This is a genomic window from Agreia sp. (genome assembly GCF_964263775.1).
In the GTDB taxonomy this organism is placed as follows: domain Bacteria; phylum Actinomycetota; class Actinomycetes; order Actinomycetales; family Microbacteriaceae; genus Agreia.
Genome location: NZ_CAXVWM010000098.1, coordinates 20,695 through 32,699, shown reverse-complemented (window position 1 = coordinate 32,699; position 12,005 = coordinate 20,695). Strand labels below are relative to the sequence as shown.

The window sequence follows — 12,005 nt, the reverse complement described above, 5'->3', positions numbered from 1 at the left end:
CGCCGAGATCGCCATGGAGCACCACCTCGGCCTCACCTGCGACCCTGTCGGCGGCCTCGTGCAGGTTCCGTGCATCGAGCGCAACGCGATCGCCTCGTCGACTGCGGTGAGCGCCGCCCGCCTCGCCCTGAACGGCGACGGCACGCACCTGGTGTCGCTCGACATGGTGATCGAGACGATGCGTCAGACCGGAGTCGACATGTCGAGCAAGTACAAGGAGACGAGCGAGGGCGGTCTCGCCGTCAACGTGATCGAGTGCTGAGCCTCTAGAACAGTCTGGCGTCGCCGTCGTCGAGGCGGTGCGACGACCGCAACAGTGCGGGCCCCCTGGCGAGCTGTCCGCTCGTGAGCGGCTCGCAGCGCAGCCCACCCCGCCCCCGAAGGGCCTTGTGCGCGCCCGGGGCGAGCATCACGTCCATCCACGCACACGGGTTCGCCGGGCGGTGCGCGTGAAAGAGAACAGGGCCTGCACCCGAGTCGAGCGTGAAGTCGGCGCCGCGGAGCCGGTCGACGTCGACGCCGCGAATCAGGATGTTGCGGCGGGTGTCGAGCGGGTCGAGTGCCTGGGCGAGACCCAAGGTCCGTTCGACGTGTTCAACCGATTCGACAGCCATGATCGTGACCGACGCCGAGCGATGGGCCGCCTTGCCGAAGTGTCGATCGCCGACGATGCCTAGGTGCGCGCGCACGGTGATGCGCTCGACGCTCTCCGCATCGACCGCCGGCCGGGGGCCGTCGGATGGGCGACCCTCGTAGCGATGGATCGCGGACGCCAGCAGATGCTCGACGTGAACCCGGTATTCGAACCCGAGAGCCGGGTCGGGTGCGTCCTCCACAGAACACAGGCTAGCCCGGCTTTGTTACCCCCGTTTACGAGTGACGCCGTCCTGTCGGCGGCACGGGTTAACGTATGCGTGTGAATACCGTTACGCCGCTCGCGCCCGGGCCCTACCTGCCGTCGTCGACCGTATCGACCCAGTGGCTCGCCGATCACCTCGGTGCCGACAACTTGGTTCTCGTCGAGGCCACGAACCGCGCTCGGCTCTCCGCGTTGCAACTCGACCCGGCCGCGACCACGGTCATCGTCTTCGACGACTCAAAAGGCCTCTCTGCCGCCGAGTCGGCGCGCATGCTGCGCGAAGCCGGGTTCGAGCGCGTTGCTGCACTCGCAGGCGGTCGCGCCCGATGGATTCTCGAGCAGCGACCGGGAGAATTGCGCTCGCTGACGCGTGGGGGCGGCCTGTCGCCCCTATACCCGGGTCACGTCGAGCCCCGCCTCACGTAGTTCGGCCAACGGCGTCGCGCGGGCAGACTGCCCCGTGATGACCCCGTCGACGCCCGTAACGGTCGCTATGCGACCGAGGTGAACCTGGCCGATCTTCGATCCGTCGGCCAGAACGATCCGTCGCGTCGCCGCGTGAAGCATCCGTCGCTTCATCTCGGCTTCGGGAAGGTTGATGTTGGTGATGCCGTGTTCGGCGTCGACGCCGTTGCATCCGAGAAAGGCGATGTCGGCGTGCAGAGTGTCGAAAAGGCCGTCGGCCAGCGGATTCACGAGCGAGTGCTGCAGCGCCCTCAACGTGCCACCCGTGACGATGACGCTGAACCGGGGAATCGCCCTCTCGAGCTCGAGCGCGATCTTCAGCCCGTTCGTGATCACGACCACGTCGGACAGATCGCTGCGTTCGACGAGCGCCCAGGCGAATGCGGCCGCCGTCGTTCCGACGTCGACGATCACGGAGTCCCCCGGTGAGACGAGCGACGCGGCGTGCGCGGCGATGCGCAGCTTCTCGTCCCACAGGTCACCGAGCGCCTCTTCGAACGCCGGTTCGGTGCGCCTCGGAGTCGCTGCCGACACGGCTCCCCCGTGCACCCGGTCGAGTTCGCCTGTCGACTCGAGCGCATCGAGGTCGGATCGGATCGTGACCTCGGAGACGCCGAGGAGCGCGCTCAACTCGGCGACCTTCACGAAACCTCGCGCAGAGAGCAGATCGAGGATGCGGGCACGACGAACGGGAGCGGGCGCACTTGCGAACTCGGAGTCCGTCATGGGGTAACTTTCGTTTATTTGTGATTGCTTGTCAATTCTTGCCGTGCGATACTGGCGCGTGTTGCGCAGTCGAGCGTGATCCGCGCTCCCACCGAAAGGTTCGTCATGTCCGCCATCGCCATCCGAGACACCGTGCTCGCAGACGGACGCCAGCTCATCTATTTCGATGACGCCGACACCACTCTCACACCCGAGAGACGAGCCGACGCGCGTATCCTCGATCCCCGGCCCGTCACCGCCACCATGCGGCAAGATGTGCTGACCGGCGAGTGGGTCTCGATCGCGGCGGCACGTCAGAACCGCGTCTTCCTGCCGTCCGATGACGCCGACCCCCTGGCGCCCGCGACAGCCACGAATCCGTCCGAGATCCCCGACAACTACGACGTGGCGGTCTTCGAGAACCGCTCACCCTCGTTCGGGCCCCTGCTCGCCGATGAGAACGCCCCCCGCGGACTCGACGATCTCACCGAACTCACACTAGAACGCACCCGCACCTCGGTCGGCCGGTGCGAGGTCGTCTGCTTCAGTCCTGCGCACACCGGGTCGTTCGCCTCGCAGACGCCGTCGCGCGCCCGCACGATCGTCGAAGCCTGGGCGAAGCGCACCGAGGCCCTGTCGGCGATGCCCTCGATCGAGCAGGTCTTCCCCTTCGAGAACCGCGGCGCCGAGATCGGCGTGACCCTCAATCATCCGCACGGCCAGATCTACGCGTACCCCTACGTCACGCCTCGCACCACGAAGCTCCTCGATTCGATAGACCGCTTCGGACCGGACATGTTCGCACAGATCCTCGAGCGCGAACAGGCCTCCGAACGCGTGCTGCTGCGTGGCGAGCACTTCACGGCGTTCGTTCCATTCGCGGCCCGCTGGCCCATCGAGGTGCACATGCTTCCGCATCGGCACATTGCCGACCTCGCGGCCACCACGAGCGACGAGCGCGACGAGCTCGCCGTGCTCTACCTGCGGCTGCTGCGCGGCATCGATGCCCTCTATGACACGCCCACGCCGTACATCTCGGCCTGGCATCAAGCCCCGGTCAACCGCGGCCGCGACGACGTGCGCCTGATGCTCCAGGTCACCTCGCCACGCCGGGCCGCGAACCGGCTCAAATACCTCGCCGGCTCCGAGGCCGCGATGGGCGCGTTCATCGGAGACGTGCCGCCGGAGACATCCGCCGCACTCGTTCGCGACGCGATCGCGCGCGCAGACCAGGAGAATCCCGTATGACCCATGACGACTTCACGGCGCAGACGGCCGCCGAGTTCCTCTCACGGTTCGGCCGTGCAGCCGACGGGGTCTGGTCTGCACCGGGCCGCGTCAACCTGATCGGCGAGCACACCGACTACAACGAGGGTTTCGTGCTTCCCTTCGCCATCGATCGACGCACCTGGGCCGCGGTCGGGCTGCGCGACGACAACGCCGCGCGGGTCACCAGCACGTTCAGCGCCGACGAGGTCGAGGTCGAACTCGCGACCGTCAGCGCGCAGACGCTCGACGGGTGGTCTGCGTACCCGCTCGGCATCGCCTGGGCCCTCGGACAGAACGGCGTCGAACTCGTCGAGCAACGCGGCTTCGACGCGCACATCGCCTCCGACGTTCCCGTGGGAGCGGGGTTGTCGTCGTCGGCGGCGATCGAATGCGCCGTCGCGATCGCCCTCGACGAGCGCTGGAAGCTCGGAATCGACCGACCGACCCTGGCACGCGTCGGCCAGTTAGCCGAGAACGAGGCCGTGGGCGCTCCGACCGGAATCATGGACCAGTCGGCCTCATTGCTCGGCCGGCGCGACTCCGCGGTCTTCCTCGACTGCCGTTCGCTGCGTTCAGAGATCGTCGACCTCGGCTTCGCCGACGCGGGTCTCGAGATCGTCATCATCGACACCAAGGTGAGCCACGCTCACGCGACGGGCGGATACGCGGCGAGGCGCGCATCCTGCGAGGCCGGCGCAGCGGCGCTCGGGGTCGACAGCCTGCGCGACGTCTCCGTCGCCGACCTCGACCGCGCACGGGAGCTGCTCGATGACGAGACGTTCCGCCGCGTTCGCCACGTCGTCACAGAGAATGCCCGGGTGCTGGCGACCGTGCGAGCCCTGCGCGAGAGCGGACCGCTGGCCATCGGAGAGATCTTGAACGACTCTCACGTCTCGATGCGCGACGACTTCGAGATCTCTGTTGCCGAACTCGACCTCGCCGTCGTCGCCGCCCGCGAGGCTGGAGCGATCGGTGCCCGCATGACGGGCGGCGGGTTCGGCGGTGCGGCGATCGCGCTTACGCCTTCGCACCTGGTGGCCGACGTAACAGCCCACGTGCTCGAGGCATTCGCGGCGGCTCGGTTCACAGCGCCGGAGATCTTCACCGTCGCCCCGTCAGACGGAGCGAAGCGCGAACTCTAGCTCGCCTGCGTCGACCACCGGCAGGCGGCACACGAAGTCGGTGCAGAGATACGCTGCACCATGACCGGATAGCGTCGTGCGGCCCTCGAGAAGCTCGAAGCCGGCGTCCGTCCAGGCACGCGCCTCCGACTCCGTGACGATCACGGTCGTCGATGTCGGGTTCGAGCGTGCCGCATCGACGAGATTCGCGGATGCCTCGGCGTCGGTGGTCGACGTCACGACGACCAGTTGCACGATCGGATCGATCAGCCGGTGCACCAGCTCGAGGGTGGCTCCGTACCCGATCGGTCGCACAAACGCCTCGGATGCCACACCGCCGATGACCCCGGAGGCGACATCGCGGTAGCGTGCCTCGCCGGTGAGGTCGAACAGGGTGACAGCGGCATCGCACACTGCACTGACCCCCGACGGATACGCACCTTCCGACGTGTCGGCGACAGACGCGATGTTCTGAGCCGCCAGCACGGCATCCCGGCCGCCGGGCGCGGTGAAGCCGGCGTCGAGGACCGCGTCGACGAAGCGTCGCGCCCTGACGGCGTACTCCACGCGCCCCGAGACCGCCGCAAGTGCCAGCAATCCCCCGGCGAACGCTCCGTAGTCTTCGAGCGTGGCCGCGGCATCCGATCGGCGCGAACCGATGGATGCACGCACGAGGGTGCCGTCAGCGGCGACGTGCGACTCCAGCAGAAAGTCGGCGGCCCGCGCCGCCGCCGCGATCCAATCACGCCGATCGAGCGCGAATCCGGCTCGAGAGAGAGCCGCGATGGCGAAGCCGTTCCAGCCCGTGAGGATCTTCGCGTCGACGGCCGGAGGTGTCTCCGCCGCCCGGGCCGCGGCATCCAGGGCGTAGTAGCCGCCCTCGTTGCGCGACCCGGCGAGCGTGCTCTCAGAATCCTGCGCCGATCCGAATCCGCCCTCGGGCTGCTGCAGTACGGTCGTGAGGAACGACGCGATTCCCTCGGTGGTCGTCCGCGCCTCGATGGCCTCGGCATCCGATACGTCTCGACTCGATGCGAGCCGCGCGTACGCGTCGAGCAGCAGCGCGTTGTCGTAGAGCATGCGCTCGTAGTGCGGGTCGCTCCAGTCGCGGTTCACGCTGTAACGAAAGAATCCTCCTTCGATCTCATCGCGCAGCGGCGAGCGGCTCATGGCGAGCAACGTGCGCGGGGCGAGAGGGCTGCGCCGGCGAAGCAGCAGCGACAGCACGGGGGCGACGGGAAACTTGGGGGCGCCGCCGAAGCCGCCGAACTCCGTGTCTTCGTAGCCCTCGAGCTCGCGCACCGCGGCATCGAGTCGCGCCTCGGCATCTGCGGGGATCGCTCCGTGCGACGTTGCCGGTGCGGCCTGCGTCAGCGCATCCGAGATTGCGGCGGCCGTGAGATCGACCTGGTCGCGTCTCGACCGCCAGGCGTCGTCGACCGCGTCGAGCACTTGGATGAACGACGGATGACCCTGGATCGGTACCGGCGGCGAATAGGTTGCCGCGAAGAACGCCCTGCCCTGCGGGGTGACGAAGACGTTCAGAGGCCAGCCGAGCCCCTGCGTGAACGCGCCGGCCGCCGCGAGGTACACCGAATCGACCTCGGGATGCTCCTCGCGGTCGACCTTGATCGCCACGAACCGGGAGTTCAGCTCGGCCGCGAGGGTCGGATCGGAGAACGACTCTCGCGCCATGACGTGGCACCAGTGACAGGTCGAGTACCCGATGGAGACGAGAACGGGAACGTCTCTCCGCTCCGCCTCCGCAAACGCCTCGGGGCCCCAGGCGAACCAGTCCACCGGATTGTCGGCGTGCGAACGCAGGTACGGGCTGATCGCGTGCTCGAGCCTGTTCATGGTGTCAGCGCCTTGTCGATTCGGAACGTCAGTTGACCTCGTCGGGGTGGCCGCCGACGCGACCGTCCTTCTCGAGGTCTGTGATCGACGCCTGCTCGGCATCGGTCAACTCGAAGTCGAAGATCTCGAAGTTCTCGGCGATGCGGTCACGACTGTTCGACTTCGGAAAGATGATGTTGCCGAGCTGGATGTGCCAGCGCAGAATCACCTGGGCCAGCGACTTGCCGTGCGCATCCGCGATAGTCTGCACGTTCGGGTCTTTCAGCAGCGCGCCGTGGGCGAGCGGGCTCCACGCCTCGGTTGCGATGTCGTGCTCACGGCCGAACGCGGTGATCTCGCGCTGCTGAAACTCGGGATGCAGCTCGATCTGGTTGACGGCGGGCACGACATCGGTCTCGCCCAGCAGGCGGGTGAGGTGTTCGACCGTGAAGTTCGAGACGCCGATCGATCGGGCCCGGCCCGACTCGCGGATCTGCTCGAGGGCCCTCCACGCCTCGACGTAGTTGTCGTTCGCTGGAGCGGGCCAGTGGATGAGGTACAGGTCGACGTAGTCGAGTTGCAGGCGGCCGAGGCTCTTCTCGAACGCGGCGAGGCCCGAATCGTACCCCTGGTCGGCGTTCCACAGCTTGGTGGTGATGAACAGCTCGTCACGGTCGATGCCACTGGTCTTGATCGCGTGCCCCACACCCTCTTCGTTGCCGTAGATCTTGGCGGTGTCGATGTGACGGTAGCCCACCTCGAACGCCTCGCTGACGATGCGCGAGGTCTTGTCGGGGTCGACCTTGAAGACGCCGAAACCGAGCTGGGGAATGGTGTTGCCATCATTCAGGGTGATCGTGGGCACAGAGGATGAAAGAGTGGTCATGAGTCAATGCTGGCACGTTCGCCGGCCGACGAAACGGCCTTGACGGCATCGGCCACGAGGGCACGGCCCGTACCGAACTCGCCGATACGTCGAACGAGATCGGCGGCGAGATCGCGTGTTCCTCGCCCCAGGGTCGGGGCCGTCTCGAGGCTGCGTAGAAGCTCCGCAGCATGCAGCGCCTCTACGGCGAAGATCTGACGGCACAACTCGATCTGCCGCTGAAGCAGCCGCACGGCGAGGGGCGCGAACGAGGCCTGGTCTTCGACTTCAGAGAGGGTGGTCGCGGATGTCGACACCGGGTTCGCGAGGTGCCGAACCTCGGCGAGCGTGGCCGCGGCCGCATACCAGGTGAGGCCGGGAACCGCGTTGCGGCCGGCGCGACGGAGTGGTGTGGCGAGCGAAGACAGCGCTGCGGTGCGACGCTCCGAAATCGCGGCCACGTGCGTGAGCGCGACGCGCAGACTCTCGAGGGCCAGCACGAGGCCGAGGGGCTCGAAGTTGCCGTTCGAGAGCAGCACGCCCTCGTCGTCGTCGAGCCCGGGAACGACGAGTGGATTGTCGCCCGGCGCATTCAGCTCTGCCTCGATAAGGCCCGCAGCGAGGGCGGTTCTGTCGCGGAGGGCTCCGTGCACCTGCGGCACCGTGCGGAAAGACAGCGGGTCCTGCACCGAACTCGCCCGCTCAGCGTCGTTCAGCAATCCACCGGTCAGCCGTGACCGGACCGCGAGCGCCGTCTGCTGCTGCCCGGTCGAACGCCGGCTGTGCACGCGTTCGTCGAACGGGCTGAGTGAACCTCCCGATCCCACGGCGCCCAAGGCCTCGAGCGACAGTGCGGCCACGGCATCCGCCTCGCCGACGAGTGCCCGCAGCTCGGCGACCGCGAGGGCGCCCACCCCGATCGAGTACGAATTCGCGCTGAGAGCCGCGAGCGCCTCCCCGGCGGCGAACGGAAGGGTCTCGCGCACGCGCGCGGCGACCTCGGCGAGCAGGGCGAGATCGGATGCGCCGACCGAGCCTGTCGTGTAGACCTCGGGCAGCGGCCCGCCGTCGAGAAGCCGGGCGTAGGCATCCGCAAGCTCGGGCCGAACACCCGAACCGCCGAGGCTGAAGCCGACCACGCGGGCGAAGACGAGCGCACGCACCTCGTGCTCGGCCAGCGGATCGCCGATGCTGCCGCGGTGGTTGTCGATGACCCGGTTCTGAAAGGCCGCGATCTCGTCGGCCGCGACGACCGTGTCGCGACCGGCGCCCAGGTGGGTGTTCAGTCCGTAGACGGGCGATCCGGACGCCTGGGCCGACTCGACGATGCGCCGCGACCGGGCGATCGTGCGCACAACCGCCGGGGCAAGATCGACCGACGCGCCGTCTGCCACCGCGACGACGTCGTCGACGGTGATCGGCTGCCCCGCGAGCCGGAGCACCGGCATCAGAAGTCCAGGAGGTTGCCGCGCAGCCCGCCGTCGCCGAACTCGCGACGGATGAGCCCCCGTCGCCGCAGAACGGGCACGAGTGGGTCGAGAGTGCGGTGCACGTTGGCGGGATGCACCTGGCCGGCGAAGAGGAATCCGTCTCCGCCACTCGCCTCACCGAGCGCCTCGAGGTGGTCGACGATCTCGTCGGCCGTTCCGATCACGGCGAGCCCGTCTCGGTTGGCGCGCACCTGCAGGATCTCACGGAGCGTGGAGCCGGATGGCGCCGATTTGACGAAGTTGTCGAGGGTGCCCTGGTTGCTGTTGGTCGTGAGTTCCGGCAACGGCGCATCGAGGTCGAACGCCTTGAAGTCGACTCCCGAGAGGTACGAGATCGACTGCAGGGCCTCGTCGATCGCGGCCTGGTTGAGGTCGGAGCGGCGCGCCCTGACGCTCGCGGTCTCGTCGGCGTTCGCGGTGACGATCGGCGTGACGGCGAACAGCACCTTTACCTGGTCGGGGTTTCGACCGGCCGCGAGCGCGACCTGGCGGATGCTGTCACGGAAGTCGCGGTTGCGCTCTGCGGTGGAGGACAGCGCGATGATCACGTCGGAATTCTGGCCCGCGAAGTCGCGCCCGCGACCGGATGCGCCGGCCTGCACCATCACGGGCTCCTCGGGCATGGGCACGGTATTGATGGGACCACGGACACTGAAGAACTGCCCCTGGTGATCGATCGGCGCGACCTTGGTGAAGTCGGCGAACACCCCGCGCTCGGCGTCCTCCAGCACCGAATCGGGCGCCCAGCTGCGCCAGAGCTTGCGGATGACGCTGACCCACTCGTCGGCGCGGTCGTAGCGAAGGTCGTGCTCGATCTGCTTGTCGAGACCGTAGTTCTGGGCGGCGAGGTCGCTTCCGCTCGTCACGACGTTCCAGCCGAGGCGGCCGTCGGCGAAGTGCTGCAGCGTCGCCAGCAACCGGGCCGCCGTGAACGGCTCGTAGAACGACGCGCTGAGCGTGGGCACGATGCCGAGGTTCTGCGTCGCCGACAGCAGGTACGGAACCAGCGGCAGCGGGTCGTGCTTCGGCGCGAAGCGAGCGTTGGCGAGGTTGACCTCGCTCGTGCCGCCATAGGTGTCGGGAACCGTGACGCCGTCTTCGATGATCAGCAGGTCGAGACCGCTGTGTTCGAAGAGCCGCGCCGCATCCTGGTAGACGTCGGGCTTCTTCCAGTCGTAGCCGATGCCATAGGTGGGATCCCCCCATCCCTGAACTCCGAAACCCGCGCCGAGAAACCATCCGAAGTGAAGCAGAGCCATGACGAGAGCCTAAAAGTAGAAGGAGGGAGTGTGCCGGTCAGATCGAATAGGTGCCGACGCCGAGGTCGGTGAGCCACGCGTCGTCGAATGCCTTGGTGAGGTAGTTCGCCCCCGTGTCGGGAGCGATGGCCACCACGACGGATCCCTTCGGAGCCTGTGCCGCAACACGCAGGGCGACGGCCACGGCAAGCGCCGACGACGGCCCGAGCAGCAGAGCCTCAGAGGCGGCGAGCGTGTGCACCGTGTCGTAGATCTCCTGGTCGGAGACCACCACGTACTCGTCGACGATCTCGTGGTGGTAGGTCTGCGGCCAGTCGGCCTGGGTCCAGCGGTTGCCCGCGCCCTCGACGTTGATCGGGCCGGCGGCGTTGCCGCTGTAGGTCGACCCTGTCGGGTCGGCACCGATGACGCGGATGCGATCGGCAGAGACGTCTTTCAGGTAGCGACCGGTTCCGCTGATGGTTCCGCCCGTGCCGACGGATGCGACGAGGTGCGTGACCTTGTGAGCCGTCTGTCGCCAGATCTCGGGCCCGGTGGTCTGGTAGTGCGCGCCGGGGTTGCTCTCGTTCTCGTACTGCGACGGACGCCACGCGTTGGGCAGCTCTGCGGCGATGCGATCGGCGATCGCGCGCGCATTGTTCGGGCTCTCTGGCGGCGCCTCCCAGTCGGCCTCGACAAGACGCGCGCCGTAGGCCTTGAGAACGGCGCGCTTCTCGTCGGAGATGTACGCGCTGTGGATGATGACCACGGGATGCCCGGTGAGTCTGCCGACGAGCGCCAGCCCGATGCCCGTATTGCCCGAGCTCGACTCCACGATGGTGGCGCCGGGCTTCAGTACGCCGCTCGCCTCGGCCGCGCGGATCATGTGCAGCGCGATTCGATCCTTCGCCGACCCGCCCGCGTTGCGGCTTTCGAGTTTGACCAGCACCCGCGCGGGAAGGCCGTGGGCGAGCACGTTGAGCTCGATCAGAGGCGTGTTTCCGATGAGCGAGACGACAGAGGGGGTGACCTCTTCGACGAGGCTCTCACACGGCTCCTGTCCCGACGCCGGAGCGGCCAGGGGGAGCGTGTCCAGGTTCGTCATGAACAGAGACTACGGCGACCGTAACGGCCCACATACTCCTGTGTCGCACTATTACACAGGGTGTCCGCTCGTGCCGTTGCGGGGCGGCGGGCGCTAGCATGGCTCGCGATGCAGGCAATCATTCAGCTGGAGGTATGCGCATGAGCACAGGAGCACTTGTCTTCGCCGGCGGCGGGGTCGCCGGAATCGCCTGGGAACTGGGAGTCGTGCAGGGGCTTTTCGACGCCGATCCCCGTCTCGTCGACAGGCTGTTCGTCCCGAAGACCCGAATCATCGGCACGTCTGCCGGTTCGGCCGTCGCTGCGCAGCTGGCCGGAACGGTCGGACTCGCGGCGTCGTTCGCTGCGCAGCTCGAAGAAGAGACCGCCGAGCTCGGAGCCGACGTCGACGCTCTCGAGTTGCAGTCGCGATTCCTGGCCGCCGTCGAGGGTGCCACCTCGCCCGAGGACGCCCGCAGACGCATCGGTCGGCTCGCGCTCGAGACGCCGTCGGTCGACGAAGGAGTGCGCCTCGACGTCATCCGCTCTCGCCTCGCCGACCAGGCTTGGCCGCAGCGCGACCTGAAGATCACCGCCGTAGAGGTCGAGACCGGAGAGTTCGTGGTCTTCGACCGATCGAGCGGCGTCGAACTCGTCGACGCGATCGCCGCGAGCTGCGCAGTTCCGGGCGTCTGGCCGCCTGTCACCATCCATGGGGCGCGCTACATGGATGGCGGGGCGCGTTCGGGCAGCAACGCCGATCTCGCCGCCGGCTCAGATTGGGTCGTCATCGTCTCGCCTCTTCCCGGCGCGGGCGACCCCGGCGTCGGAACCATCCCGACCGCCGAACTCGATGCACTCGGCGGTGTGCCGACGCAGATCATCTACGCCGACGCCGCGTCGATCGCCGCCTTCGGACCGAACTCCCTCGACCCGACGACGCGACGCGCATCGGCCGAAGCGGGTCGCGCGGTCGGCCGCGCATCCGCCGCCCGTGTCGCCGCGGTGCTCGCACAGACCGACTAACCACGCTGTTCGAATAAGCGGGGGACGTGCATTCACGTGTCGACGCGG

At 67.8% G+C, this 12,005-nt stretch carries 12 protein-coding genes; 5 read left to right on the top strand and 7 right to left on the bottom strand.

Going from position 1 to position 12,005, the window contains the following annotated elements:
* Positions 1-262, top strand: a 262-nt coding sequence (locus ACE5CZ_RS07785; RefSeq protein ID WP_374946760.1) for an L-serine ammonia-lyase, iron-sulfur-dependent, subunit alpha, incomplete at its 5' end; no start/stop codon positions are given.
* Between the two features lie 4 nt (positions 263-266).
* On the opposite strand, the gene ACE5CZ_RS07780 is transcribed toward ACE5CZ_RS07785, so the two are convergent.
* Positions 267-836: an MOSC domain-containing protein gene (locus ACE5CZ_RS07780; RefSeq protein ID WP_374946759.1), complete on the bottom strand. Its 570-nt coding sequence runs from the start codon at positions 834-836 to the stop codon at positions 267-269.
* Positions 837-916: 80 nt separating this feature from the next.
* On the opposite strand from ACE5CZ_RS07780, the gene ACE5CZ_RS07775 reads away from it, so the two are divergent.
* Positions 917-1,285 carry a hypothetical protein gene (locus ACE5CZ_RS07775; protein ID WP_374946758.1) on the top strand — a complete coding sequence of 123 codons (369 nt, stop codon included), beginning with the start codon at positions 917-919 and terminating at the stop codon, positions 1,283-1,285.
* Here ACE5CZ_RS07775 and ACE5CZ_RS07770 read toward each other — a convergent pair.
* Positions 1,250-2,050 carry a DeoR/GlpR family DNA-binding transcription regulator gene (locus tag ACE5CZ_RS07770; protein ID WP_374946757.1) on the bottom strand — a complete coding sequence of 267 codons (801 nt, stop codon included), beginning with the start codon at positions 2,048-2,050 and terminating at the stop codon, positions 1,250-1,252. The genes ACE5CZ_RS07775 and ACE5CZ_RS07770 overlap by 36 nt on opposite strands.
* Positions 2,051-2,155: 105 nt before the next feature.
* Between ACE5CZ_RS07770 and galT the strand changes: the two genes are divergently transcribed.
* Both galT and galK read left to right on the top strand, forming a co-directional pair.
* Entirely contained in the window at positions 2,156-3,277 is a 1,122-nt protein-coding gene (gene galT / locus ACE5CZ_RS07765; RefSeq protein WP_374946756.1) for a galactose-1-phosphate uridylyltransferase, read from the top strand.
* Positions 3,274-4,440: a galactokinase gene (gene galK / locus ACE5CZ_RS07760; protein ID WP_374946755.1), complete on the top strand. Its 1,167-nt coding sequence runs from the start codon at positions 3,274-3,276 to the stop codon at positions 4,438-4,440. Before galT ends, galK begins: the two co-directional genes overlap by 4 nt.
* Here the strand turns inward: galK and ACE5CZ_RS07755 are convergent.
* The 5 genes from ACE5CZ_RS07755 to ACE5CZ_RS07735 are packed head-to-tail and all read right to left on the bottom strand — an operon-like array spanning position 4,414 to position 10,953.
* Positions 4,414-6,276, bottom strand: coding sequence for a thioredoxin domain-containing protein (locus tag ACE5CZ_RS07755; protein ID WP_374946754.1), 1,863 nt, complete (start codon positions 6,274-6,276; stop codon positions 4,414-4,416). The two genes, galK and ACE5CZ_RS07755, sit on opposite strands and share 27 nt — an antisense overlap.
* Positions 6,277-6,304: 28 nt before the next feature.
* Positions 6,305-7,141, bottom strand: coding sequence for an aldo/keto reductase (locus tag ACE5CZ_RS07750; RefSeq protein ID WP_374946753.1), 837 nt, complete (start codon positions 7,139-7,141; stop codon positions 6,305-6,307).
* Positions 7,138-8,568, bottom strand: a complete 1,431-nt coding sequence (locus ACE5CZ_RS07745) for an aromatic amino acid lyase (RefSeq protein WP_374946752.1) — start codon at positions 8,566-8,568, stop codon at positions 7,138-7,140. Before ACE5CZ_RS07745 ends, ACE5CZ_RS07750 begins: the two co-directional genes overlap by 4 nt.
* Complete coding sequence (locus tag ACE5CZ_RS07740) at positions 8,568-9,869, bottom strand: NtaA/DmoA family FMN-dependent monooxygenase (protein WP_374946751.1); 1,302 nt, start codon at positions 9,867-9,869, stop codon at positions 8,568-8,570. Before ACE5CZ_RS07740 ends, ACE5CZ_RS07745 begins: the two co-directional genes overlap by 1 nt.
* 37 nt (positions 9,870-9,906) lie before the next feature.
* Positions 9,907-10,953: a PLP-dependent cysteine synthase family protein gene (locus ACE5CZ_RS07735; protein WP_374946750.1), complete on the bottom strand. Its 1,047-nt coding sequence runs from the start codon at positions 10,951-10,953 to the stop codon at positions 9,907-9,909.
* Between the two features lie 140 nt (positions 10,954-11,093).
* Here ACE5CZ_RS07735 and ACE5CZ_RS07730 point away from each other — a divergent pair, with 140 nt between their 5' ends.
* Entirely contained in the window at positions 11,094-11,957 is an 864-nt protein-coding gene (locus ACE5CZ_RS07730) for a patatin-like phospholipase family protein (protein WP_374946749.1), read from the top strand.
* The last annotated feature ends 48 nt before the right edge of the window (positions 11,958-12,005 follow it).

What these genes read in the sequence shown, in the direction of transcription:
- ACE5CZ_RS07770 (WP_374946757.1), bottom strand. Translation starts at nt 2,050, where the DNA reads ATGACGGACTCCGAGTTCGCAAGTGCGCCCGCTCCCGTTCGTCGTGCC.
- galT (WP_374946756.1), top strand. Translation starts at nt 2,156, where the DNA reads ATGTCCGCCATCGCCATCCGAGACACCGTGCTCGCAGACGGACGCCAG.
- galK (WP_374946755.1), top strand. Translation starts at nt 3,274, where the DNA reads ATGACCCATGACGACTTCACGGCGCAGACGGCCGCCGAGTTCCTCTCA.
- ACE5CZ_RS07755 (WP_374946754.1), bottom strand. Translation starts at nt 6,276, where the DNA reads ATGAACAGGCTCGAGCACGCGATCAGCCCGTACCTGCGTTCGCACGCC.
- ACE5CZ_RS07750 (WP_374946753.1), bottom strand. Translation starts at nt 7,141, where the DNA reads ATGACCACTCTTTCATCCTCTGTGCCCACGATCACCCTGAATGATGGC.
- ACE5CZ_RS07745 (WP_374946752.1), bottom strand. Translation starts at nt 8,568, where the DNA reads ATGCCGGTGCTCCGGCTCGCGGGGCAGCCGATCACCGTCGACGACGTC.
- ACE5CZ_RS07740 (WP_374946751.1), bottom strand. Translation starts at nt 9,869, where the DNA reads ATGGCTCTGCTTCACTTCGGATGGTTTCTCGGCGCGGGTTTCGGAGTT.
- ACE5CZ_RS07735 (WP_374946750.1), bottom strand. Translation starts at nt 10,953, where the DNA reads ATGACGAACCTGGACACGCTCCCCCTGGCCGCTCCGGCGTCGGGACAG.
- ACE5CZ_RS07730 (WP_374946749.1), top strand. Translation starts at nt 11,094, where the DNA reads ATGAGCACAGGAGCACTTGTCTTCGCCGGCGGCGGGGTCGCCGGAATC.